Source organism: Planctomycetaceae bacterium (genome assembly GCA_041398825.1).
Taxonomy (GTDB): domain Bacteria; phylum Planctomycetota; class Planctomycetia; order Planctomycetales; family Planctomycetaceae; genus F1-80-MAGs062.
The window spans coordinates 94,629-118,878 of sequence record JAWKTX010000018.1; the positions used below are offsets into that span (position 1 = coordinate 94,629).

Consider the following 24,250-nt stretch of genomic DNA (forward strand, 5'->3'; position numbering starts at 1 on the left):
ACGCCCGATGTTTTCATCAGTGAATGAACCTTCCACCGGAGCTTTTCATCATGCGGCGCGAATGGATGATCGTTTTGTTCTGCCTTTTCTCCGTCGCAATGTTCGTAAATCAGGGTACGAATATTGCCGACGAGAAACGACCCCTTCGAGTTGACTGGGCGGAAATCAAGATCAGTGGTAGTTATCCGGAAACGTCACAAATGCCGGGCTTGTTTGGCGATTTAACGGAGAGCCTCCCCACGATTCTGGATCGCATGGATCAGGCTGCTCGTGATAAATCGCTCAAGGGAGTCTTGCTGCATATTGATGGCGTGGAGATAGGCTGGGCGAAGTTGAACGAGCTTCAGGCAGGCATTCGCAAGATGCGAGAAGCAGGGAAGACTGTTTGGGCCCGAATGAATGATGCGGGGACCAGGGACTACCTGCTGGCGTGTTCGTGCGAACGAATCATCATGCCGGAGTCGTCTACCATCATGATCACCGGGCTGCGTGCCGAAGTGACCTTCTACCGCAATCTGTTTGAAATGCTGGATATCAAAGCCGATATGCTTCGCGTCGGTGCGTACAAGTCCGCAGCGGAACCATATACACGTACCGAAATGAGCGATGAGTTTCGGGCTGAAATGGAAGAAATCCTGGATGCGTTCTACCAGATTATCGTCACACAGATTTCGGAATCGCGAAAGCTCTCTGAAGAGCAGGTCAAGGCAATCATTGACGAGGGTATTCATTCCGCAGGGCGAGCCAAAGAGTTGGGGCTTCTGGATGACATCGCTTATGAGGACGAGTTAGCGGCCCTGATCAGGAATGGGCAGGACATCGATCTGCGCATGCGATCGGACTATCGTAAGAAGAAACCAAATACGGAGCTGGATCTGTTCTCTCTGATGGAGATCCTGGGCGGGGGAAAGAAAGATATGGGCAGCACTCGACCACGCATCGCAGTGGTCTATGCTGAAGGACCCATTACCTCGGGGAATTCACCTACAGGTCTGTTTGGTGAAGCTGGAATCAGTTCTGATAAGCTGGTGCCTTTGATTCAGAAACTTGGCAAAGACGAGAACGTCAAAGCCATCGTTCTGCGCGTCGACAGTCCTGGCGGCAGCGCGCTGGCAAGCGACCTGATCTGGCGAGCACTGGAGGCCACGGAAAAGCCTCTTGTTGTCAGCATGGGTGATGTCGCGGCCAGCGGCGGATATTACATCAGTATGGGAGCTGAAAAGATCTTTGCTGAGCCGGGGACTATTACCGGTTCAATCGGCGTTGTCGGGGGAAAGCTGTCTTTCGAAGGCCTGATGAAAAAGGTCGGCGTGACACAGTCCGTCGTTCAGCGTGGCCGGAACAGCGGGGTGCTAAGCGTCACAGAGGCGTTTACGGAGTCTGGTAAAGAAACCATGCAGCGAATGCTGAACACTATCTACGAGCAATTCACGAGGAAGGCTGCAGCTGGTAGAAAGATGGACTATGAGAAGCTGGAAGCGATGGCACGCGGCCGAGTCTATACCGGCGTCCGAGCGAAAGCGCTTGGATTGGTTGACGAAGTCGGCACGCTCGACGATGCCATCGCCCACGCGAGAGTGATTCTGAACGACACAGAAAAGAAGCTTGAACTGGATACGCTGCCGAAACCCCAAAGCCCGCTGGAAATGCTGCTGGGGCACGCTCGGCATCAGCAGGCTCAACCTGTGGCTCGGGCATTCGCAGAGCTACTTCCGGCGCAGATTCGTCCTGCCATCAGGCATCTCGACGCGCTGAATCAGCTGGCCAAAGAACCTGCACTGACAATCCTGCCATACTCACTACGGATTGAATAGTTAATTCCATGAATCACCCAGTCATTATTTCGACCGAGGAACTTGCTGCGCAGTCCGGCAACTCCAATTTGGCAATCGTCGATTGCCGTTTCAAGCTTGGGGTTCCGGACTATGGCAGAGAAGCCTACCTGGCGGAACATATTCCCGGGGCTGTCTATGCTCACCTGGACGATGATCTGTCGGGGCCGATCATCGAAGGAGAAACAGGACGCCATCCCCTGCCTGCCGTTGAAATCTTTCAGCAGTTGTTGAGTTCCTGGGGAATCGATTCCGAAACAACAGTCGTAGCGTATGACGACGCATCAAGCGTTTATGCAGGGCGTCTGTGGTGGATGTTGAAATGGATGGGGCATGACAGTGTCTCCGTACTGGATGGCGACTGGCGTAAGTGGAAACGCGAAAACCGACCCGTAAAATCAGGTGAAGAAACGCGGCGACACCGCCCATTTGTCCCCGTGCTTCGACCAGAAATGCAGGTGAGCGTTGATGATGTGGCGGCAAATATCGCTCAGGGACGATGGAAAGTCTTCGACTCGCGTGATGAATCACGTTACGAAGGGCATCCGAATCCACTGGACCCTGTCGCCGGACACATCCCCGGTGCTGTGTCCGCCTGGTTCGCCAGGAACCTGGACTCAGATGGCTGTTTCCTGCCTCCTGAAACTCTGAAGGCTCGCTTCGATCAACTACTCGCCGAAACGCTGCCAGAGGATTCTGTGTTTTACTGCGGTTCGGGTGTGAGTGTTCACAACAATCTGATTGCACTTGCTCTGGCTGGCTTTTCAGAATTGCCCCGCGTTTATATTGGCTCATGGAGCCACTGGATTTCAGACCCCAATCGTCCGGTCGAAACGACACTGCCATGATAGAGGTCGATGAGTCGCAACCCTACATCATCAAGGTGCCAGGGGTGCTATCGGAGGTTGAATGCAACCTCTTGATAGAACGCATCGAGTCGATGGGGCCGACGACGGCGACAGTCAATACGCTCTCGGGAACTCAGGTTAAACCTCGAATTCGTAACAACGACCGAGTCATCTTTGATGATGACAGTCTCGCGGCATTGTTGATGGAACGACTGAGTTCCGACGCTCCCAAAACCTGCCACGGAATGAAACTGGTCGGTGCAAATGAACGATTTCGGTGCTATCGATATCAAAAAGGTATGCGTTTCGCCCCGCATTCCGACGGGGCATTTTACCGTAACGATTTCGAATTCAGCTGTTACACCTGCCTTGTCTATCTCAACAGCAGTTTCAAAGGAGGTGCCACGACATTTGTTACGGAGCCTGAGATTGTTATCCGCCCGGTCACCGGCATGGCATTACTATTTCAGCATCCGATCATCCACGAAGGGAGCGTCGTCGAATCCGGCGTCAAGTATGTCTGCCGAACGGACTTAATGTACCGCTCGCAAGAGAAAACGGCAGACAAGTGACGCGGCAGAAATCGCAACGGTTGCTTGCGATTGACCTGCAGGCCGTTGGGTGGTACCGCTGTCCTTTCAACCCTCCGTCGCACCTTTGCGGGCAAGAACGTCGACGCGCCGGCACTCGATGGGTGGTGTCCGTATTTCGGAATTCTTCGTAGAGGGAGTTTTGATAATATCACTTCTCTGCCAGCCAGGCGTGAGAACGTGGAATGCGTCAGGAAGTTCCGCGTCGAATTCTCGGAGCCTCCGCCAATTTTTCCGACAATTTGCCAGTTGCAAATCGTCCGCATCGACCACAGCGCGAATCGTCCTCGATGTCTGCGATCATTGCACAGCTCTGCCTGGAAAGGCAGGTCTTCTGTTTCACGCAGTGAACAGCATATTGTTTGCTGGCAGCATTTTCCGATCATTCCGATCGCAGAATCTTCTCCATCGGTCTTCCTTTCGCCAACTCGTCCACCAGTTTGTCCATGTATCTGACTTTCTGCGTTAATTCATTCTCGATTTCTTCAACGCGGTAACCGCAGATGACGCCTGTGATCAAGTGTGCGTTGGGGTTCAGTTTCGCTGCCCCAAAGAATTGTTCAAACGTGACTTTGTTTTCGATTTGCTTCTGGAGCTTCTTTTCGGTGAAACCGGTGAGCCATCGAATCACCTGGTGAAGCTCATCCTTGCTTCGCCCTTTCTTTTCAACTTTCGCAATGTAATGCGGATATACCGATGAAAATGTCATCCCGGCAATTCGTTCATCATGACTTTTTCTGCTGTCCATCATTGTGCCTCGCTCAGACTGGAGACTGTCCCGTAACTGAACCACACTTTACATCGTCCCGACATAAGTGTCGCGTTCAACGATCGGCATTTGAACCGCGATACGGGGTTGATCTCATAGAATTGTTATCCACTGCAGCGATCATTCATCAGTGGATGTCGAATCGCGCCCTCGACGAATTCGGGCATGAATGTCGACTGAAGGTTGGCACAACGCGTCCCCTTCCGTTCGACGTTTTGAACTCGAAACGGTGGATGTTTGGAAAACGGTGAGTTTCCTATGGGACCTGAACAGTCCATCGCCGTGATTGATGGGAGATTCACGGTAGCGGCTGAAATCTTCAGCAGAAAAAAGACCAGGGAGAACTACTTGAAACTGAAGATATCCGCTGTCGGAAGGTCTTTGATCGTCCGCAGGCCGAACAACTGCAGAAACCGTTCCGTGGTGACGTAGCTGACATCGGTTCGCTTGTCCCCGGTACGCTGCAATTCAACCAGTTGAAGCCGAAGCAATTGACGAAGAAGTGACATACAGTTCGGGCGGTCAATCTGAGTCATTTCTTCCTTGGTTAAAGGCTGGTTGTAAGCAACGTAGGCCAGCACTTCCAGAACTTCAGGCGAAAGTTTGACTTCCCGCGGGCCTATGCCAAAGGCTCGCAGACTGACGTCATGAAACTGCTCCCTCAGCTCCAGGCGAAATCCGCCTTCGTGCAATCGGATTTCGTATGGTCGATTCTGACGTAAGTAGGTCTGGTTGAGTGAATCCACCAGCGAAACAGCCACTCGGGCATCAACATCCTGACCAATCAATGACGCCAGTTTCCGGGCGGTGAGGGCCACGTCACCACCGACAAACAGTGCCGCCTCAATCACCTGCCCTGGTGTGACGCGGCGAAGACCTTCGACCAGTAACTTGTCATCGGAATCAACATCGCCCTCATTGCGGGATGCGAGTTCTTCTGCCAACTGCTGACCCACCGAAAGGCCGCTGGTGTTGGCATCATCATCCGATGTATGGTTTTGATCTTCAGCGAAGTCATTCAGCGCAGAACCAACCTGACGCTCGGCTTCGTCCAGAGCCTGCAGGGCCTGCCGGTATGCAAGTTCAATGTCTCCGGGGTCATCAGCGTCGACCCCGGGATCTGATTCCTGTAAGCCCGGTTCGGTGGAAGGCTGAGGCCTGTCGACCACGGACCATTCGGCGCCCGTGTCATCAGTGAGTTGCGGCGTCACTTCATCAGGAGTGGCAACAACCTCCGGATCTTCGCTGTCGGACATCTGATTCTCCGAGCAATGAACGACTGCTTATTCGAAGTTTTCTTTCGAGAATGCCGCGGCCATTTTCCCGGCAAACCGCAGAATGCCTGTCTCCATCGTCAGATCGATGTTTACGACACTATCTGCGACTTTGACGTCGAACACGACCATGTCGTCATTGCCTTTCATCGCATCAATGGCACGCAGGCGTGTTCGCTCCATGGCACGGCGAGCTTCTTTTTCTTCCGGGGTCTTTCCTTCATCAGTTCCGGTCTTTGCGACTTCCTGGAAGTGCTGAACCCAGGGCAGTCCACGAAGTTCGATGTGAGCCACAACGCCATTCCTGGCTGGTTCCCCAAGAGACTCAATGACGGACTTTAGGGTTGCCGAGGCATCCGGACCTGAGGCAAGCCAGACATGGTTGTCTGCAACACCAACCAGCAGAGCTTGATTTGCGCCAAAAAAGCGGTCGACAATTCCGATGTAACCTTCGGCGAGCTGCACCCTGTGAATCACGACCTTGCCCACCGTCTCAACATTGGTTTCAACTGTATTGCCGTTGCCCGCATCCTTAAGCAGCGGCAAAAGCTCATTCAGGCGAGTTGCATTTGGCGCTGAAAGACAGGCCACCGTGTTGAACTTACCGTCTCCCACAGGCGATGACTCAACCATGGCATTGATGTATCCGGTGGCGATTCCGTCTTTCGTAAGATTCATCAGCCCGTCCAGCAATTGACGAGTTGCTGTGCGCTGTGCGTCATTGAGGTCTTTGTCCGCTTCAATACGACTGTCCAGGTCCTTCTTGATCAGGTCCAGTGTTTCGTTGGCATGGCCCTGACGCATCTTGTCCAGTGGATGGTTCACTCGGACAGACAACGCACTGTCTTTCAGGGGGGCGATTCCATCGAATGCATCCGGCTGCGTATCAAATTCTGCGATGGTTTCTGCCAGATCGGTGCCGGGGATGGCTTTCGCAGTTAGTCCCAACGCGGCCTTGTGATCGCTTCGATCCACATTGAGTGTCGCCCGAATTTCCGAGGCCTGTACCATCAGTCGCTGCAGCTCATTCAGCTGATGCTGCATCAGAGCCTGTCTGAGCTCAAATTCTGTTGTTGATTCAGCCGGACGCTTCTGGATTGTGTCCATTGTTACCCGACGGAGCTCTGCAAAAGCAGTGACTCGTTTTTCCATGTCTTCAGATGTTTGTGCTGAGTTGACCAGTTCGGCTGCCATTGCGCCGTTGTCGCCCAGCAGATTTTCCACATCTTTCAAAGGGTCACCTGCCTTCATCATCAACTGACGAAGGATAGGAAGGTTGCTGGTACTGGTGGTCAGGGTCAGAACCGCATACTTGAGATCCGGAATGACGCGCATCCAGCCTCCATCGGTTTCGGGTCCTTCAACCACCTGAACGCTGTAAAGAGTTCTTTCCTGCGGATCGCGAACCGTCGAATAGCCCAGCGCATCCAGGTTGTCGCGGAATTCATCGCCCAGCGAAGACTTACCTTCCGGGGGGGCAAGCGGAATCCATATCAGGTAACCCGTCGGGGTCATGCCAGTCAGCACATCAACTCGTACGGGACGGCCTCCATCGATTCCGATCTGGAACATATCGATGTAGTCGTTGAGATTCACCCATTGTTCCTGCTCGGTCTCGTTTGTTAAATCGATGATCGATTTGAGATCAGCCTTGAGGGAATCAAATCCCGGGTGCAGCACTGTTACCCTTGGGTGGTGTGGTTCCTGTGAGAAACTACGCTCTGGTGACAGAACTGTGATGCTCGTCACGACAAGGGCAGCGACAAAAGACAACTTCTTCATACTGTTCATTAAAACCACCAGTTCGAAAGGGAATCAGACTGGATGTGAGTGATGGACGAGCCCTGCTGACAAGCACTCCAGTCGCCTGCGATACAGGGAAGTTGGCGCAGATTGTATGCGATTGTGGCAAGACAGGTAAATACACGCTTGGGGCGCCAACCGGGTCTCTCTGAAATCTCGCAACCGGGAGCCGGACGACGATCAACTTTGCCCCCGCCGTGATCGTCTGTAACGCTAACGGATATCAAGTGTTTCGGCAAATGTTGAGGGCGACTGATGTCAATTCGCAGGAGCCCGTATGAGTAATGCGTTGTACTTCAAGACACAGAGTGTTGAAGGACTGAATCTGGTCGCCAACCTCGAAGAGGAATTCAGTAGTGTCCGACATATCCGAAAGCAGGGGCAGCGGCCTTTCGTTGAGCGTGGCCCGCACGCCTATTCCTGAACAATTCACTGAGATTTGCAGGGATTCGCTGGGCTCTACGCCGGTTGGTGCGTGAAACCGACGAATCAGACGGGCGATTGTTGGCTGAATGTCACTGAAGCGAACGGGAAGCTGACATTTCGTTTCAGTTGGCGAGTCGCCTGAAACAGAAATCCACGGACCAGCCAGTCGGATTCGGTGAATGATCATACCGAAAGGGCCTTCACTCACACAAGAATGCGCCGGCGAGACATGTCCGGCACGGGAATGGCGAATGTGGAATCAACCGGTTTTCCAAACCGGTAAACGAAAAAAGCGACCAGCACCGTTTGATGCTGGTCGCTCTGTAAGCGAGGTCGACGGGACTTGAACCCGCGGCCTCCAACGTGACAGGCTGGCGCTCTAACCAACTGAGCTACGACCCCTCGCTTTCGCGGAGACTATCTGAACCTCTCATGAGTTTCAAGTTCCGACACGGCTGAATTTCGGCAGTTCCCGGACAGATCTTTGGGTAATTGTCCGGATTACCGCCGCGAGCCGCGACCTTCTCGATCGCGATCTCCGCCTCTTTCGTTTCCGCCGCCATTCTCCCGATTTCGGGGTGGTCGATCGCCCCGAGGGGAACGCTCTTCGCGGGGCTTGCGTTCAGGCCGTTCGTCTCGAGCTGGTCGTTCGTCCCGGACTGGTCGTTCATCTCGAGCCGGCCGTTCACTCCGCTCCGATCGTTCTCCACGTCCGGAACGCTCCCTGGAAGCTCGATCATCTCGTGCCGGGCGGTCGTCTCGTGGGGGTCTTGGGCTTCGTGGCGGTCGTTCGACGCGTTCCTGTCGATCATCTCCTGTCGGGCGATCATCGCGTCCGGGTCTGTTACCCCTCGGCGGTCGAGCTTCTCGAGAAGGCCGTTCACCGCGAGGCGGACGATCATCTCTGGAATGTCGATCGGGCCCGCGGCCGGAGCGGCTTCCCCCGGAAGAGCGGTCTCCCGGGCCTCGTCCTCGGCTGGACCTTCGATTGTAATCATCTGCTGACGGATGCTTGATTGAAAGGCACCCAATAGCTTCCTCCCAGGACGGGACGTCGGCAAATTCCGGAGCCACATGCTGCACTCCCGAATTTCCCCGGCCTGATCTTCGTCGTGGGCGTGGACGCTCATCAGACTCTTCGTCTCGATCATCCTCGAAGTCGTCGTCATCGTCCTCGGCCGATCGACCACGCGCCGGTCGAGTATCTTCACGAGATTCACGATCGCCTCGGCCGCGTCCTCGACCGCGAGCCCCGCGGCGTCCACGAGGTGGAGCTTTTTCTTCGACCTCAGTATCGTCGTCCTCTTCAATCTCTCCGAAAATCAAGTCGTCATCGTCGTCATCAAAGTCGTCGACTGCAGGACCGCGGTTCGAAGCTCCGACTTTGTCGGCGGGTTTTTCGACACTTTCGCTATCACGATCTCCGCGACCGCGGCCTCGACCACGTCTTCCTCTGCGGCCCCGGCGGCCTGATCGTTCAGGTTTGTCTTCTGCTTCAACAACTGTTTCTTCGTCTTCTTCGTCGTCATCCTGAACAACCGGAGTGATGGGACGACGTTGTGCTCGTTCACTGCTGGCTGAAACGCTGACAAAATCTTCCTGATCTTCTTCGAAAATAATGTCTCCGAGATCGTCATCTGCGTCATCAGACGACGCCCCTTCGTCTCGACTGCGTTCCCCTCGTCGACGACGCCCGCGCCCGCGACCGCCGCGTCGACGACCTCGGCGTTTCTTTCCGTCGGTCTCTTCGGTGTCATCGGCTGAAACCTCAACTCTTTCGACGGACTCGTCTTCGTCTTCCTCATCGTCGACTTTGACAGCGGAAGAGGGTTTCTCGGAATCGTCCCATACCCAGCGGTCGAGCTCGTTCCAGTAAGCATCATCACCTTTGTCGGCTTTGGCCGAATGTTCGCCCGGCTTCGGTTCGCTGCGGTCGGAACGAGCGGGTCCCTCGCTTCGAGATCCACGGTTTGGCGCGTTTCGCTCTGCTTCTGCCTTATGTCGTGGAGGCGATGGACGACGTTCCGCTGCGACCTTCGAAGGTTCCGCGTCGTCATCATCGAAGACGATGTCGTCATCGTCTGGTTCTTCTTCGTCTTCCAGATCCTCATCGTCCACGTCTACATCGTCGTCCTCTTCTTCTTCGTCCAGCTCGTCCTCATCGTCGTCTTCTTCGTCCTCCTCCTCATCATCATCATCATCATCATCTACCAAATCGATGTCGTCGTCGTCCTCTTCTTCTTCGTCTAGCTCGTCCTCATCTTCATCTTCTTCGTCGTCCTCATCCTCTTCTTCGTCCTCGTCGTCATCGAATTCGAAGTCTTCGTCGGCGACTTCCTCATCGTCTTCGTCTTCGTCGAAATCCTCGTCGTCGTCCTCGGAGAAAACAATCAGGTCTTCGATATCTTCCTCGAATTCCAGCGAGGATGCAGGCTCGTCATCCCGGACATCGTCGTCCTGCCGGGATGAGACTGCGGAGGATCCCTGAGCATTGGCGTTCGAGGCGACGACGTCGTCGTACTCGTCAAACAACAGTTCGCCGCCAACATCTGCAACACTGTCCTGCTGCTGCAGCCAGTTGTACTGGCTGGCCAGGGAAGACGGTTTTTCGCCGATTGGGCTGTTTTTCTCTTCGTCCGACTTGGTCATCGAGTTTTTTCTCTAACAAATTCTCTCATGAGCGTGGGCCACGAGCTGTCCACCGGGGCCGCGCAGAACCGGCCATGAACGCCGTTCAGTTCGCGCTGGAAATGCAACCGGGGATTGAAGCGAAAAGGCTATCCCGTCTGGAGGCAGATTGCAATCGGTGGCGGTATGCGTAACTCCAACAATACCACTCATGCAACTGGATTTTTACGAAATCCATTCTGCCCCCGGGCCAACTCTTCAATTCCACCATTCGAGATTCGGCAATCTGCCAGTGGGGCCGTGAACCTGTGAGCCATTTGGCACGAAACATCCGCAAAGCTTTTGTGTTGCCCCTGTTTTACGCATTCGTTGAATACAGCTATCGTTGCCCAGCCGTTAACTTACGGAAATCATCCACATGATCGAACGATTGCTTGACTCCGGAAAATCCCTGCTCTTGGCCTTCCATGTCCCCTGTCCAGACTCATCTTATTACTGGTTTCCTGGGAGCTGGTAAGACCAGCGCGATTATTTCACTGCTGGAATCGCGACCTGCAAACGAACGCTGGGCGGTCCTGGTGAACGAATATGGCATGGTTTCACTGGATCACATTCTGCTGAACGATCGCAACTGGAATTCAATGGATCCGGGCGAATCCTCCTCGGACGCCGACGAGGGTCTGACAATCGACGAGATGGCTGGCGGCTGTTTTTGCTGTACACTCAGCGATTCGCTGCCTCAAACGCTCATCCGTTTGATCCGTCGTTCTCAGCCCCACCGGCTGATTATCGAGCCAACCGGATCGGGACATCCGGCCTCAGTCATTGACTTACTGCGTTCCGGTCGCATGGCGACACTGGTTGACCTGCGTTCGACCATTTGCCTGATTGATCCCCGCGATTACGAAAACCCGAGGATTACAAATTCCGAAGTCTTCCGTGATCAAATCCAAATGGCAGATATCGCCGTGATCAACTTCACCGATAAGTGCGCCCCGGACCAGATCCGCCGCTGCCGCGACTTCATCGCGGCTCAGGATCCGCCAAAACTCGTCATTTCTGAAACATCAATGGGGAAACTGGACCCTGCCTGGCTGGATGTCGACGGGACGGTCATTCGAGATCCTTATTTCCAGAACGCCCACAATCGGTCACCAATTTCTCCTCAAATCAAACAACACTCCCACCGCCGGGAACCTGAATCCATTGACGATTCCAATGATTTCGCTTCACGCAAAATCACCGAAGCGAAGCCCGGGCTCGGTACCCCGCTCCATTTCCAAAACAGTGGACTCGGGCAGAATGGCGCAGGATGGATCTTTCACCCGGGGGAAATCTTCCTGCGGGAGGCAATCTGCGAAGTGCTGGAAGGCTTGCAGCCGCTGCTGCGATTGAAGGCGATTTTGCATCTCGACGATGACTGGTGGGCGATTCAGCGCCGAGCGAACGATTTTTCGATGACCCGATCGGCCTATCGTCGGGACAGCCGCATTGAAGTCATTTGCGAATCAGATGCGATTGACTTCCAGAAACTTGACCAGGATCTGCGAAACTGCATTGTGAAGTAACAATGCAGTCGCGGATCCCTGTGCGATTGTCCCACCAGTGGCACCCCCACATGAATGATGCGCTGGAAGCCACCAACGCAGCATCCGAAACCGCAGGTGCACAGCGAATTGCGAGGGCAGACTGCGCCTGCCACACTGGCTGACACAGTTTTCGCAGCGGAACGGATTGGAAATGCTTACGCAGTGGCTGCCCTGAGGGCATGGTCAAGGTCGGCCTTGATATCATCAATGTGTTCCAGGCCAATGCTCAGTCGAATCATTTCCGGCGGAATACCACCTGACTTTTGCTGATCCTCGGTCATTTGCGAATGTGTTGTCGTCGCAGGGTGGATCGCAAGGCTCTTCGCATCCCCAACGTTCGCCAAATGTGAAAACAGATTCAGGGATTCGATGAATCTGCTACCCGCTGCCGCACCGCCCCTGATGCCGAAGACAACCATCGAGCCGCCATGCCCGCCAAGGTAGGTTTTTGCCTTTTCATGATTGCTGTCGCCTGGAAGTCCCGGGTACCGGACCCATTCGACCGATGAATGGTCCTGCAGATACTGAGCGACCGCGAGGGAATTCTGACAATGCCGTTCCATGCGAAGTGGAAGCGTTTCAATCCCCTGAAGAAACATCCACGCGTTGTCCGGGCTGATACATGCCCCCAGATTTCTCAATGGAATGACCCGCATTCGAAGGATGTATGCAAGGGGTGACAAATCACCCAGATCATGAGCCCAGCGGATGCCGTGGTAGCTGCTGTCTGGTTCATTCATCAACGGAAACTTGTCTGACTTCCAGTTAAAGCAGCCGCTGTCGACAACGATGCCTCCAATGCCTGTACCATGGCCGCTCATCCACTTCGTCAGCGAATGAACGACAATATCCGCCCCATATTCGATTGGTCGCTGCAACGCTGGTGTGCTGAATGTGGAATCGACAATCAGAGGAAGTCCATGTTCATGGGCAATTCGGGCGATGGCCTCCAGGTCGCTTACCTCCAGGCCAGGATTGCTGACGGATTCGCAAAACACAGCCTTGGTTTTTTCATTAATCGCCGCGCGGAAATTGTCCGGGTTCGATGGATCAACGAAGCGAGCTTTGATGCCAAATTGCGGCAGGATATCGTTGAACTGCGTGAAGGAACCGCCATACAGGTTATTTGCCGATACAAATTCATCACCGGCCTGCATGATGTTGATCAGACTGTAAAAGATAGCGCTGGTGCCGGATGCCAGGGCCAAAGCGCCAACGCCGCCTTCCAGTTGAGCCACCCGCTGCTCAAGAACATCCTGCGTTGGATTCATGAGTCGCGTATAAATATTCCCCAGTTCCTTCAACGCGAACAGATTAGCCGCGTGCTCTGTATTGTTGAACACATAAGAGCTGGTGCGATAGACCGGTACGGCGCGGGAATTTGTTGTGGGATCAGGAGTGTGTCCTGCATGTAAACAGGCGGTTTCAAACTTCATAGTGGTGAGCTTCTTTAACAGGGTTCGCTGGTTCAATTCTGATCGGACAGAGCCCGGGTCTTCATGTTATCTGAACGGCACTTGTCTGAACGTCTCCGATTACAGCAGGATTGCTGCCAGGTTACAACAATTGCTGCCGGGGCTGTCGCCGTCAATCGTTGAGACTCTGCCCGCAGGCATTAGTCACGTTGAGCCTTTGCGTTCGAAACTACGGGTCGAACCGGGGCGGGATGAAAGTGAAACAGCGGCGTGAATGAAGACATTCACGCCGCTGGCACAGATTCTCAGAGTCTCACATCCAAAACGGATGTTTAGTTATTATCACCTTCAGCAGCTGGTCGGTCACCGCGATTCCGACGGCCTCCGCGTTCTCCATCCTGACCTCCACCGGGAGGGCCTCCCTGACCGCCACGTCCCCCCATCAGCTGGCGCATATCCAGCTCAAAAGCTGCGCCTTTCAGTCCGTCAAGAGTCTTGACCTGATCGGCACTCAGCACGGCCATTGCTGAATCTGTTGCTTCTTTCTGGAGCTTGTCGCCCTCAGCCCGCATCTTTTCAAAGTTTTCGCGCATCGCTTCGCGGTCACCACCGCGCTGAAAGCCACCCTGCATACTGGCCATCATCTCGCGGCGTTTCGCGTTCATCGATTCTTCGATCGCATCGAGTTTTGAGATTTGCTCATCAGAAACACTCAATTGTTTTCGAAGGTCGTCACTCTTCAGCGTTGCAATTAACTGCGTGCGAAGTCGACTCTGCAGCGCAATCTGTTTGAGACGTTCCATTTGTTCCGGCTGCAGCAGCAGAGAGAGAGTTTCGTCAGCCTCTTTGCTGAGCACTTCCATCTTCTTCTGGTTGTCTTTCATCAGCGCATCGCGTTCTTCCTGCGATTTCTCACGCATGCTCCGAAAATCCGGCATCGCTTCCCGGCGTTTCTCGCGATACGCCTCCAGAGCAGCGTCAAGAGTGGCACCGTCAGCTTCTTCGATTTTCAGTTCGTCCCGCACCTGAGGCGACCGCAGAAGGGTGGCGTTGTCAATCAAGAACATACCGCCAAAACCACCACCAAATCCGCCGCCGAATCCGCCACCTGGCGGTCTTCCGCCACCAAATCCCCCCGGACGACCTCCCTGAGGCGGTTGGGCAGAAACGGTGGACGCAACAAACGTTGCCGCCAAACACAACAAACACCCCGTAAACAATACTCGCTTGATGCTCATACGATGACTCCTGACCTGTGCAGTGAAAGTCCACCTGACTTCGGCCCGGAAGTGCCGTAGGGGACCACGACCGGGTTAAACACGTCACCGACCTCTTAGGGTCGCTTAAAAGTGCGATTCTGCACAAACAGATAGTGAATGTTGAGTGCCCAGACCTGGAAAACGATAAAAAAATCAGTCTGCGTATGACGGACCGGTCCGGGGGAATTTGTCGCAACGTCCTGAGAGGCTACGAAGCCTTTGCACTATCTGGCGCTGTTTCGGTTCAACAAGGACGCGGCCCTGGCCACGTAAATCAGTCCACTCCAGATCGTCACGCCTACCGCCAGCCACAAGAGTGCATCTCGGATCGCAACGATATGCCGTGCCAGCGGATCCGGCAGATCGGGTGACAAAGACAGAAGGCTGGCGGTCACAGCAACGCATTGCAAAACCATCTTTGCCTTACCGCTCCAGTTGGCAGAAAAGTCCTTCCCTTCCTTCTCCAGAATGCCACGCAGACTGCTGACAAACATCTCACGGCCGATGATAGCGATCACCATCCACGCCGTGACGCCCGACTCCGGATTGCCCTTCTTCTCCAGGAGAAAGATGAACGATCCGCACACGATGACCTTGTCAACGAAGGGGTCCAGAATCCGGCCAAGAACCGTTACCTGTTTGAATTTACGCGCTAAATAGCCATCGACTGCGTCTGTGGATGCAGCGAAAACGAACAGCAGTGCCGACGTCATCCAGTAGCCCTGCGAAGCAATCAGGCTGAAAAGGACAAATGCCAGCCCTAACCGAATGGTGGTCACGAGGTTTGGCAGATTCAGCGATTCACGACCTATGCCCCCGGTTGCCTGCTGGCCATCGAACGGGATGGACGTCGTTGAGGATTCGACCTGAACCGTTGGAGTGGAATCGGAAGAATCTGACATACGCACAACTTTTCGGGGATGCTGCATTCAAACGCCAAACTGAGCCCAATCGCACCGATGCGAAGCTTCCATTCAATTGAGTGGTCGTTCGCAATCGGGGCTCAGGCTTCAGATACCTCTACTCGGATACGATACCCACCAGATCGTAGTCCTGGCGTTCGATAATCTCTACCGGAATCATGTCCCCGGGAGAAAGTTCACCACCTGTCACGATCACATTCGAATCGATTTCGGGAGCATCGGCGAAGCTTCTTCCGGCCCAAACGCCTTCTTCCAGCTGCTCGTCGATCAGTACATCCAGTTCGTATCCGACCAGCGAGTCTGCATGCTCGAATGCAATTTGCTGCTGGATTTGCATGAGTTCGTCGCAGCGAGCCACCTTGACATCCTCGGGCAGATGTCCATCCAGTCGCTCAGCCGGTGTTCCGGGCTCCAGGGAGTATGTAAAGACCCCCATCCTCTCGAAACGAGTGTCGATCACGAATTGACGCAACTCTTCAAACTGTTCGTCTGTTTCGCCTGGAAAGCCCGCAATGAACGTTGTTCGCAGCACCAGGTTTGGAATTCGGTCTCGCAACTTCGAAACCAGCTCGCGGGTTTGATCACCATTCACGCGCCGCTGCATTCGCTTCAGCACCGGCGAACTAATGTGCTGCAAAGGCATATCCAGATAGGGAAGGATCACCTGTGAATCACGAATAACATCGATCAATTCGTCATGAAAGTTGATCGGATACAAATACATCAGCCGGATCCAGTCGAGTCCATCGACTTTCTCCAGTTGACGCAGCAACTCCGCCAGCCGAACTTCTCCGTAAAGATCCATACCGTAATAAGTCGTGTCTTGTGCGACCAGAATCAGCTCTCGGACACCATCCGCAACCAGTTCCCGGGCTTCCTCAAGAATCATCTCGATTGGCTTCGTCACATGCTTGCCACGCATACCGGGGATTGAGCAAAACGTGCATGTGCGATCACAGCCTTCAGAAATCTTCAGGTAGGCAAAATGGTCAGGCGTGATTCGAAGGCGAGCCCGATCGTCCATTGCAGTAATCGGGGCGGGGCGAAATAACTCACGCTGTTCATTCAGTCCGCCTACAAGTCGGTCCGCCACTTTCGTGATCTCATCCCGCCCAAACACTCCGACAACGTGATCGATTTCCGGCATCTCTTTCAGAAGGCTGCTTTCGCCTTCCAGACGCTGTGGAAGGCATCCCGCGACAATCACACCTTTGGTGCCTCCCTGTTTTTTCAGGTCCAGCATTTCCTGAATGACCGACCGCGACTCTGCGCGGGAACTCTCAATAAAGCCGCAGGTGTTTACGATGACAAAGTCCGAACCTTCTGGTTCCGAAACCAGCGAATATCCATCCAGCGACAAGCTCCCCAGCATCTTTTCGCTGTCGACCAGATTCTTGGGACAGCCCAGACTCACGAAAGCGTAGGTGCCCTTGCTCATCCGCGGATCTCGTGGCGATTCCGATCGCGTTGCGGGGCTGGGGGCGTTGGGATCGACGATGGGAAGTAATGACATGGGCAGAAAGGGCCAAAAGTGTTTCAGGAATGGAAAGCGTCGCCGAAACCAACGAAAGTCCGGCCCTGCTCTACGGTCGATCGGTCTACGGTCGATCGGAAAGAATGCAAAGGCAAATTGCCTTCTCAGATAAGCCGCCGGACAGTTTACCTGTCCAGATCCCATCCGCCAGAACAGAACCCGCTTTTTCGCCACAAGCACCGCAGTCGACCGTCAATTCTCACCACCGGACGGAAAATACCGTTCTGCGCTCGATGCACGCTTCCCCGTACTCAGCGCGATGCCGCTGCCGTTCATTGGCTCTCAATCCCGAATTCCGCCGACAGGAACGCGGGCAAGCTTGCCGCCCAAAGATTTGCTGTTTCGTTCGATTTTCACCGTTTCGGGGCGAGGACTCATACCGGTTACGGCCCTCAACTCCGGACGTTCCGGGAGATCGTCCGGCAGCGTCAGGTTGCGCACCAGTCGCAACGCGTGGAGGCCACACAGAAGCCACCATCCCGGATCGTTCTGACCACGCTTGATGCCCAGTCGAGCGGAATCGGGGAACGCATGATGGTTGTTGTGCCAGGCTTCACCCATCGTCAGGATTCCCAGACCACTCAAATTAAATCCCTGCACCGCCGCACCTTCCACAATCCAGTCCTGTGAACCTGTATTGTGGGCGATGTAGCCAACCAGCCAGTGCCCAACGCTGGAAATCGTGACTCTAACGCAGATTCCCCAGACAACCCACGACCAACCACCAATCAGATACAGCAACGCGGCCACGGGCAACTGGGCCGCGATCCAGTAGCGATCGAGCAGTTTGTAAAAAAGGTCGTTGGCGACGTTTTCTTCCGGACAAAACACGGGTGCGTGCGTTAACTGGCACTCGCAATGCAGATTCCACACTGCATCCTTTATCATTTTGCTTTGATGAATAAAAAACGGATGACAGTCAGATTGCCGTTGCGCCCAGTCGCGAATGTCGTGCATGTAAAGCATCCGCCGGGGACCGCCAAGACCCACAAGCACACCGACATAAACCATGCAATATTCCAGCCACTTCGGGCATTCAAAACTGCGATGAATCAGCAGACGATGCAATCCGACAGAATGGCCGAAACAAAGCGTCGCCGCAGTCAGCAGTCCACTCATTATCGCCGCATCCCATCGAAAGGTCAGTGGCCCCGCGACCAAAGCCAGGACCATCATGGAACCCAGCCAGAGGGACTTCACGGGAGACCAGACGACGCGACCATCGATTGCGTTGGTCGCAGGATCAGCGGCAAGGATTCGAGACGCGCGCGGCATGGTGGTTCTCGTGCAGAGTGAAGACAGGGGCCTGATTCACGATCCGCAGCGGCCGGGCAAGGGTAACCTGGATTCAGCAGGTTTCAAAGGTATTCAAAGCAAATCAGGACGAAGCGTCCTTCCAGTCGATCAGGTGCAGTTCGACGCGATCAAATCCTCGAAACGAATTGATGACTGGTGCGAAACTCAGGCTGAGCGGCCCTTTCGCCGCTTTCAGCTCCTCGGCCCATTCCCCCCTGCCGAAAGCAACCGCCCGCATTTGCGTGCGATGCTGTCGAACTTTAATTGATAAATGCCGGTCTCCTTCGCCGATCGTGCGAGGCGGTTCCGCCAGTTCCACCTTGTTGGCAACAAAACGCGGCAGGGGATTCTTCTCACCAAAAGGTCCAAGCCGGGCTAGTTCCTGCACCGCTCGCAAATTGACTTCCGACAACAAGACCTCAGCATCGATGCGAAGTTCTGTATCTTTCTCGGTTGGGTGAAAATTGAGTTCAGCGTAGTTGGCGAAGGCCGTGCGGAAGGAATCGACCTCACTGGCGCTGAGTTTCACGCCGGCAGCGGCCTTGTGCCCACCAAAGCCGGTCAGGTATTCCTGACACGCGGCCAGGCCCGAATACAGATCGAAGCCAGCGTACGATCTCGCAGAACCCTGCCCGGTCCCGTCATCTCGCAACGAAATCAGCACACTTGGCTTTTCGAATTCTTCTGACACGCGGCTGGCAACGATTCCGATGACACCGGGATGCCAGTCGTGATGTGCGAGGACAAGCGTCTTGTGCGCCTGCCATTCGGGATTTGCTTCCACCTGCTCTTTGGCCTGTTTCAGAATTCGCCGCTCGACTGTCTTTCGATTCTTGTTCAGTTCATCCAGATACTTCGCCAGCATCAGACAGCGTTCGGTGCTGTCGGTCGTGAGCAATTCGACGGCCAGGCGAGCCTGCCCCAGACGCCCGGCGGCATTGATACGCGGACCAATTCCGAAGCCAATATCTTCTGCCGTCAGGACAGGCTTCTCCATCAATCCGCAGACCTGCATAAGTGCACGCAGGCCGGGCGACGCTTTTTCTTTCAGGCTGTTCAGGCCGTAGCGAACGATGACTCGGTTTTCGCCTACCAATGGGACGACGTCCGCAACGGTGCCGATAGCGGTCAGTCCAACGGCAGAGACCAGAAATTCCCGCATCCGTGGGCTGGCTCTTGTTCCATCCCCGAATCGCTGGCAGACAGCCCATGCCAGTTTAAATGCAACACCCACGCCGCATAAATCGCCAAAGGGATACTCAGTTCCGGGCAGACGTGGATGCACCAGCGCGGCGGCATCCGGCAGCGTCTCGCCAATATGATGATGATCCGTAATGATCAGTTCGAGCCCCAGTTGTCGTGCTCGAGCGGCTTCTGCCACGCTGGCAATGCCGCAGTCAACCGATATCAGTAATCGTTCAGGATCTTCTTCGTGCAGCTGTTCGATAGCAGCGGTATTCAGACCGTAGCCTTCATCCAGTCGGCTCGGAATGTAGTAGTCCACGCTGGCCCCGCTGAGTTTCAGGCAGTGCCAAAGCAGACTGGTAGAAGTGACACCATCGACATCGTAGTCGCCATAAATCGTGATGCGGCGGCCAGCCTTGATCGCTGCAACAATTCGATCGGCTGCTTCGTTGACGCCCGGAAGCAGTCCGGGCTCGTGCAAATCGGTCAGACGCGTATTGAGGAACAGCTTTGCCGGATCGGGATCCTGAAACCCACGCGCAATCAGTACCTGTGCAAGCAGCGGGGAGATTTTCAGATGACTGCTCAGCCGCCTGATGCCAGCTTCGTCATGGGGATGGAAATACCACTTCCGTGCCATGGGATCCCTGCGTCTGCTCACAACTACTGAATGAAGACCTCGACCGATGCATTGCTGAACACCGGAGGATTACTGACCGCTTTCCCAGGTACGACGCACTTCACAGGCACTCGTAACGCACACATCCTTGCTGGCATCTTTGATGGCCTGATTGTCTCCAAGAGCCTTCTGATACATGGTTCGCCCAGCCTCCGTCGGGTACTGCGTATTCACGCAGGCCTGACATAACGATTCGGCAGGTAGTCCGACGCAGCGTGCCAGCGCGTCGACGGGCAGGTAGTGCAGAGAATCCGCTCCGATATCGTCGGCAATCGCCTGTTCTTCTTCCCGGGTAATCACGGTGCCCGCCATGAACTTCGGAGCATGGAGCTCTCCGATGGTGGACATGTCGATGCCATAAAAACACGGAGCGATAATCGGAGGACACGCGATTCGGACGTGAATTTCCTTCGCCCTGCCGCGGACCCGCAGCAGCTCTACCAGCTCTTTCAGTGTCGTGGCCCGGACAATCGAATCATCTACCAGCAGCACGCGTTTGCCTTCCAGAACTTCCGGAAGTGGCGTGTACTTCATTCGCACTTTGTCAGCGCGGTTGTTTCCTTCGATGAAAGTTCGGCCGATGTAGCGGTTGCGGATTAAACCTTCCAGGGATGGTACCTTCAGCTCGAATGCCATCGCGTCCGCAGCGGCTTTCGCTGTATCCGGAACGGGTACAACAATCACATCGTCCTGAATGTCCAGCGATTCGTTATTTGCCAGTTCTTCACCCAGACGCTTTCGCGACAGATACACGCCCGCGTTGTCGAAAGTTGATCCCGCATTCGCAAAATAGATCCACTCGAAGAAACAGTGCGCGCGACGAGGGCTTTCGGCAAATTGTTCCAGCCGAATGCCATTCTCGTCGACAATCACTGCATAGCCGGGAGGCACATTCTTGACGTTTTCATCAGCGAATCCGAGGTGTGTCAGTGCGACGCTTTCGCTGGCCGCGGCAAACAACGAACCTTCGATCGCGTAACAAAGTGGGCGAATTCCCAGCGGATCACGAGAAACGAACATCTGTCCGCGCGCGTTCAGGTAGACGATGTTCCAGGAACCGTCAACACGGGCGGAAATTTTCTTCAGCAACTCGATCGGCTGAATTTCTGCATCCAGCGACAGTTCATGCGAAATCAGATGATTCAGGACTTCCGTATCGGTTTCGCGTGCCAGATGAAAGTCTGTCGAATCAAGAATCTCTTCCTTCAATTCCAGGTAGTTGGCCAGCTGGCCATTGAATGCAAAGCTGAACCATTTGCTCCGTGCGATGTGATGCCGTTCAAACGGCTGTGCGTAACTGCGATCGTCCTTGCCACACGTCGCATATCGAACGTGGCCGATCGCCGCATGCCCTGCGTACTCGTCCATCAGTTCGTTGTAGAGTTCGCTGCGGTTCATCCGAAATACTTCGGACACTCCACCAACATCCTTGTGCGTGTCGATTAACTGAGGCCGACCGGGGCTGTAGGTGGTAAAACCGGCGGCCAGCTGCCCCCTGTTTTGCATATCCAGAAGCATACCGGGGATCAGTCGCGACGCGCGATTGATCCTTCCACCCGGCACCAGCGGACTCACCGCATCGGACTTCAGATGATAAACGGCAGCAATGCCGCATTCGTGGTAAAGTTCTTCCATGCCGAAATAATCAGTCGGTTAGATTTCGTATTCGGTCGTTTCAGCGACGGCGAATGCCCTGCAACCGACCACCATCTGCCCGGCAGGCAAATGATCATTCGTCAATTGTTCAGGAGTTACTCTGGCCGGCGCGAAAGAAAGGCGTCGATTGGAAGACTGATGATAGTGTCGGATCGGCTCGATTAAAAATGACCCGGTGCGATGGCTTCCACATTCCCCAACTCACGAATCAGTGGGTGAGTATTTTTCCATGTATCCGGCCATCTTTAGTTTCCGGACCGTGCTGTCGGACGTCATGTACCGGATTTTGCCGTAAATCGGGCGTTCCGGGCCCCATGCCCGATCGTAGCGGCCCAGGACCCAGAATATCCCGGAATAGGAATTGGGGTTACGTCCATCGACCGCGTACCGATTGTTCAGTTCAATCATAAATTCTGCGGCCTGCGGCGGAGATTCCGTCCACTCCAGAATTTTTTTCCCCCAAAGCATGCGAAGGTAATTCTGCATTCGACCTTCAGTCAGCAGCTGGTTTTGTGCGGCATTCCAGACGGCGTCATGGGTTCTTGCCTGACGCAGGTCATCCAGCGAATAGAGATACTGGCGGGGATCGGAGGCATGTTCCGCCAGACTATTGCGAGCCCACTCGGGAAGTGACTCGTATTGATCATAGTTTTCGGTCTGCCAGCACATGTTGTATCCCAGCTCTCGCCAGGTAATCAGTTCGTCCATGAACGATTCCGCGCTTTCTGACATTCCCCACCAGCCTGCCCGGGATCCTCTGGTGGATTTGACGTCACCGAGATTCGCCGGGGTCCAGCCTTCCACAGATGCGACCGCTGCAAAGATCCGGTGGGCCGACAAATGCCCGAAGTGCAGCCACGCCGACAATCCACTGGCGGCATCCATGTCCGGATGATTGCGATGCTCGCCGTAATCCTTCAACTGCCGTTCGACAAAGTGTTTTAATCGACACCCAGCGGCCACCGGCCCACCTTCCTGAATTCCCGTGCCCACCGATTGATCTATCGGAAGCGCCGCCAGCAGATCCTGCGGACGCCGCAGCGACTCGAGGTCTGTGGCTGGCCAGCGGTCCTGAATCTCCCGCGGCAGTTCGCTCAGCACCGGAATGGTCAGCTTCTTCAGGGGGGCGACTACAGGGGCCGCCGCTAGGTGTGGAGACAGCGTTTTCTGCAGGTACCGTCGAAAGGCATAGGCCGTTGGGAACACCTGGTCGGCGATTCGCATCGGTAGCAACCCGTTCGAATCAACAATTTCCATCAACAAGGCAACCCGTTTGGCAACGGCCTTCTGCATTTTTGGAATGAAGAAGCAGGGAAAGTCGTCTCCGATGATCACACATGCGTGTTTTGACAGTTCCATCATCAATCCACTGCCGTGGCCCGATGATGGCTCTACATATGGAAAAAATGTGATTCCAGCCGCCGCTGCCTGAATCGCGTTATCTCGCATTCCTTCGAGAATGAACTGGTGCATCCGAACGCTGGCCCAGCGATAGTCACAGGTCACTGCTTCCAGAATCAGCAGGGGCTTGTTCAGCTCGCGGCACCAGTCCAGCGCCCGGTCCAGGGCAAAATTATCGTTGAGCCGACGATTGGATGTCATCCAGTAAAGCACGAAGCCACCCTCGGGGTTGGGCGACATCTGATTTAGTGGATGAATGCGCTCGAACGGAACGCTGCTCGAAACCGGTAGACGTGACGCGGGTGTTGGGTGCACGTTCGAGAAAGCCTTTCAGGCAGGATGATTTCGGACACAATATTGATTTCGGACCAAGATGATTTCGGACCATGATGATTTCGGACGCAATGGGGTGTTTGCTGCTTTCAACAGCGTTCGGTAACGTTATGGTACCGCCAGTTGCCGTCCTCTTGCCCCGGCGTTCGTTTGTCTGATATCAGGGGAAGGCGGATCTGGCGACAGGACCGATTCCCGCGGCGATCGCCTCACCATGGTGGGGCATCCCGGACGACAGTGAACTTCCAATCCATTACGCCTTCATCCGTTCGACTGCATTCTTTCATGACCAACGAAGCCTCCGGCAAGTCACCAGACCGCGAACAACTTCCCCCCGCAACCGCCGAAACGGTCGAAAACGCCAATTCCGCCAATGAAACTCCTGCTGGCGATGGTCCCTGGTTTGCCGATGGGCTCAATTTCACCTGCAGTCAATGCGGAGACTGCTGTACGGGGGCTCCCGGAGTCGTCTGGGTGACCGACGAAGAACTCAGGGATATTGCCGAATTTCTCGACAAGCCGATTGGCGAAATTCGACTGTTTCACACGCGTCTTGTGCGTGGCAGAATGTCGCTGACCGAATTTGCTAACGGGGACTGCACGTTTTTTGACCCCCAGAAACGCAACTGCAAAGTCTACATGGCTCGACCTGTTCAATGTCGAACCTGGCCCTTCTGGAATTCACACCTGGCAAGCCGCGAGTCGTGGAATGAAGTCTGCGAAACCTGCCCGGGCGCCGGTACCGGGGCCTTCTTCAGCCTGGAACAGATTCAGGAACGCGCTGCAAAGATCGACATGTGACCGCTTCAA

At 54.7% G+C, this 24,250-nt stretch carries 18 protein-coding genes and 1 tRNA gene; 6 read left to right on the forward strand and 13 right to left on the reverse strand.

The genetic code is table 11. The features are described 5' to 3' along the window. Positions 1 to 50 precede the first annotated feature (50 nt). The 3 genes from sppA to R3C20_23895 are packed head-to-tail and all read left to right on the forward strand — an operon-like array spanning position 51 to position 3,252. Positions 51 to 1,814, forward strand: a complete 1,764-nt coding sequence (sppA, locus tag R3C20_23885; GenBank protein MEZ6043550.1) for a signal peptide peptidase SppA — start codon at positions 51 to 53, stop codon at positions 1,812 to 1,814. An 8-nt stretch (positions 1,815 to 1,822) separates the two neighbouring features. Beyond that, the gene (locus R3C20_23890) at positions 1,823 to 2,680 is read left to right on the forward strand and encodes a sulfurtransferase (GenBank protein ID MEZ6043551.1); all 858 of its coding nucleotides are present in this window, start codon (positions 1,823 to 1,825) and stop codon (positions 2,678 to 2,680) included. Further along, positions 2,677 to 3,252, forward strand: coding sequence for a 2OG-Fe(II) oxygenase (locus R3C20_23895; GenBank protein ID MEZ6043552.1), 576 nt, complete (start codon positions 2,677 to 2,679; stop codon positions 3,250 to 3,252). The genes R3C20_23890 and R3C20_23895 overlap by 4 nt, the downstream gene beginning before the upstream one ends. A gap of 400 nt (positions 3,253 to 3,652) precedes the next feature. Here the strand turns inward: R3C20_23895 and R3C20_23900 are convergent, their stop codons facing one another. From R3C20_23900 to R3C20_23910, 3 genes are all read right to left on the reverse strand, one after another. Continuing rightward, complete coding sequence (locus tag R3C20_23900) at positions 3,653 to 4,018, reverse strand: DUF2200 domain-containing protein (protein ID MEZ6043553.1); 366 nt, start codon at positions 4,016 to 4,018, stop codon at positions 3,653 to 3,655. Positions 4,019 to 4,383: 365 nt separating this feature from the next. Next, positions 4,384 to 5,295, reverse strand: a complete 912-nt coding sequence (locus R3C20_23905; protein ID MEZ6043554.1) for an SMC-Scp complex subunit ScpB — start codon at positions 5,293 to 5,295, stop codon at positions 4,384 to 4,386. A gap of 27 nt (positions 5,296 to 5,322) precedes the next feature. Beyond that, entirely contained in the window at positions 5,323 to 7,095 is a 1,773-nt protein-coding gene (locus R3C20_23910) for a hypothetical protein (GenBank protein ID MEZ6043555.1), read from the reverse strand. Between the two features lie 298 nt (positions 7,096 to 7,393). Between R3C20_23910 and R3C20_23915 the strand changes: the two genes are divergently transcribed. After that, positions 7,394 to 7,540 (forward strand): hypothetical protein, encoded by a 147-nt coding sequence (locus R3C20_23915; GenBank protein MEZ6043556.1) that lies wholly within the window; start codon positions 7,394 to 7,396, stop codon positions 7,538 to 7,540. A gap of 330 nt (positions 7,541 to 7,870) precedes the next feature. Here the strand turns inward: R3C20_23915 and R3C20_23920 are convergent. Together R3C20_23920 and R3C20_23925 are read right to left on the reverse strand one after the other, a co-directional pair. Beyond that, a tRNA-Asp gene (locus R3C20_23920) sits at positions 7,871 to 7,944 on the reverse strand. A gap of 99 nt (positions 7,945 to 8,043) precedes the next feature. Further along, positions 8,044 to 10,191, reverse strand: a complete 2,148-nt coding sequence (locus tag R3C20_23925) for a hypothetical protein (protein MEZ6043557.1) — start codon at positions 10,189 to 10,191, stop codon at positions 8,044 to 8,046. A 446-nt stretch (positions 10,192 to 10,637) separates the two neighbouring features. Here R3C20_23925 and R3C20_23930 point away from each other — a divergent pair, with 446 nt between their 5' ends. Then, positions 10,638 to 11,738, forward strand: a complete 1,101-nt coding sequence (locus tag R3C20_23930) for a CobW family GTP-binding protein (GenBank protein ID MEZ6043558.1) — start codon at positions 10,638 to 10,640, stop codon at positions 11,736 to 11,738. Between the two features lie 176 nt (positions 11,739 to 11,914). Here R3C20_23930 and R3C20_23935 read toward each other — a convergent pair whose 3' ends face one another. The 8 genes from R3C20_23935 to R3C20_23970 form a co-directional block, all read right to left on the reverse strand. Then, complete coding sequence (locus tag R3C20_23935) at positions 11,915 to 13,195, reverse strand: O-acetylhomoserine aminocarboxypropyltransferase/cysteine synthase family protein (GenBank protein ID MEZ6043559.1); 1,281 nt, start codon at positions 13,193 to 13,195, stop codon at positions 11,915 to 11,917. A 311-nt stretch (positions 13,196 to 13,506) separates the two neighbouring features. Further along, positions 13,507 to 14,412 carry a Spy/CpxP family protein refolding chaperone gene (locus R3C20_23940; protein ID MEZ6043560.1) on the reverse strand — a complete coding sequence of 302 codons (906 nt, stop codon included), beginning with the start codon at positions 14,410 to 14,412 and terminating at the stop codon, positions 13,507 to 13,509. 245 nt (positions 14,413 to 14,657) lie between these two features. Then, entirely contained in the window at positions 14,658 to 15,335 is a 678-nt protein-coding gene (gene pgsA / locus R3C20_23945) for a CDP-diacylglycerol--glycerol-3-phosphate 3-phosphatidyltransferase (GenBank protein MEZ6043561.1), read from the reverse strand. A 118-nt stretch (positions 15,336 to 15,453) separates the two neighbouring features. After that, positions 15,454 to 16,869, reverse strand: coding sequence for a 30S ribosomal protein S12 methylthiotransferase RimO (gene rimO, locus R3C20_23950; protein MEZ6043562.1), 1,416 nt, complete (start codon positions 16,867 to 16,869; stop codon positions 15,454 to 15,456). A gap of 303 nt (positions 16,870 to 17,172) precedes the next feature. Beyond that, positions 17,173 to 18,165, reverse strand: a complete 993-nt coding sequence (locus tag R3C20_23955; protein ID MEZ6043563.1) for an acyl-CoA desaturase — start codon at positions 18,163 to 18,165, stop codon at positions 17,173 to 17,175. A gap of 103 nt (positions 18,166 to 18,268) precedes the next feature. Continuing rightward, a complete protein-coding gene (recJ, locus tag R3C20_23960; protein MEZ6043564.1) occupies positions 18,269 to 20,011 on the reverse strand; it encodes a single-stranded-DNA-specific exonuclease RecJ in 1,743 nt (580 codons plus the stop codon). 69 nt (positions 20,012 to 20,080) lie between these two features. Further along, complete coding sequence (locus tag R3C20_23965) at positions 20,081 to 21,685, reverse strand: amidophosphoribosyltransferase (protein ID MEZ6043565.1); 1,605 nt, start codon at positions 21,683 to 21,685, stop codon at positions 20,081 to 20,083. A gap of 222 nt (positions 21,686 to 21,907) precedes the next feature. Then, the gene (locus R3C20_23970; GenBank protein MEZ6043566.1) at positions 21,908 to 23,347 is read right to left on the reverse strand and encodes a deoxyribodipyrimidine photolyase; all 1,440 of its coding nucleotides are present in this window, start codon (positions 23,345 to 23,347) and stop codon (positions 21,908 to 21,910) included. Positions 23,348 to 23,725: 378 nt separating this feature from the next. On the opposite strand from R3C20_23970, the gene R3C20_23975 reads away from it, so the two are divergent. Further along, a complete protein-coding gene (locus R3C20_23975) occupies positions 23,726 to 24,241 on the forward strand; it encodes a YkgJ family cysteine cluster protein (GenBank protein ID MEZ6043567.1) in 516 nt (171 codons plus the stop codon). The last annotated feature ends 9 nt before the right edge of the window (positions 24,242 to 24,250 follow it).

Coding starts and splice junctions, on each gene's coding strand:
- sppA (MEZ6043550.1), top strand. CDS start 51: ATGCGGCGCGAATGGATGATCGTTTTGTTCTGCCTTTTCTCCGTCGCA.
- R3C20_23890 (MEZ6043551.1), top strand. CDS start 1,823: ATGAATCACCCAGTCATTATTTCGACCGAGGAACTTGCTGCGCAGTCC.
- R3C20_23895 (MEZ6043552.1), top strand. CDS start 2,677: ATGATAGAGGTCGATGAGTCGCAACCCTACATCATCAAGGTGCCAGGG.
- R3C20_23900 (MEZ6043553.1), bottom strand. CDS start 4,018: ATGGACAGCAGAAAAAGTCATGATGAACGAATTGCCGGGATGACATTT.
- R3C20_23905 (MEZ6043554.1), bottom strand. CDS start 5,295: ATGTCCGACAGCGAAGATCCGGAGGTTGTTGCCACTCCTGATGAAGTG.
- R3C20_23910 (MEZ6043555.1), bottom strand. CDS start 7,095: ATGAAGAAGTTGTCTTTTGTCGCTGCCCTTGTCGTGACGAGCATCACA.
- R3C20_23915 (MEZ6043556.1), top strand. CDS start 7,394: ATGAGTAATGCGTTGTACTTCAAGACACAGAGTGTTGAAGGACTGAAT.
- R3C20_23925 (MEZ6043557.1), bottom strand. CDS start 10,191: ATGACCAAGTCGGACGAAGAGAAAAACAGCCCAATCGGCGAAAAACCG.
- R3C20_23930 (MEZ6043558.1), top strand. CDS start 10,638: ATGTCCCCTGTCCAGACTCATCTTATTACTGGTTTCCTGGGAGCTGGT.
- R3C20_23935 (MEZ6043559.1), bottom strand. CDS start 13,195: ATGAAGTTTGAAACCGCCTGTTTACATGCAGGACACACTCCTGATCCC.
- R3C20_23940 (MEZ6043560.1), bottom strand. CDS start 14,412: ATGAGCATCAAGCGAGTATTGTTTACGGGGTGTTTGTTGTGTTTGGCG.
- pgsA (MEZ6043561.1), bottom strand. CDS start 15,335: ATGTCAGATTCTTCCGATTCCACTCCAACGGTTCAGGTCGAATCCTCA.
- rimO (MEZ6043562.1), bottom strand. CDS start 16,869: ATGTCATTACTTCCCATCGTCGATCCCAACGCCCCCAGCCCCGCAACG.
- R3C20_23955 (MEZ6043563.1), bottom strand. CDS start 18,165: ATGCCGCGCGCGTCTCGAATCCTTGCCGCTGATCCTGCGACCAACGCA.
- recJ (MEZ6043564.1), bottom strand. CDS start 20,011: ATGGCACGGAAGTGGTATTTCCATCCCCATGACGAAGCTGGCATCAGG.
- R3C20_23965 (MEZ6043565.1), bottom strand. CDS start 21,685: ATGGAAGAACTTTACCACGAATGCGGCATTGCTGCCGTTTATCATCTG.
- R3C20_23970 (MEZ6043566.1), bottom strand. CDS start 23,347: ATGTCGCCCAACCCCGAGGGTGGCTTCGTGCTTTACTGGATGACATCC.
- R3C20_23975 (MEZ6043567.1), top strand. CDS start 23,726: ATGACCAACGAAGCCTCCGGCAAGTCACCAGACCGCGAACAACTTCCC.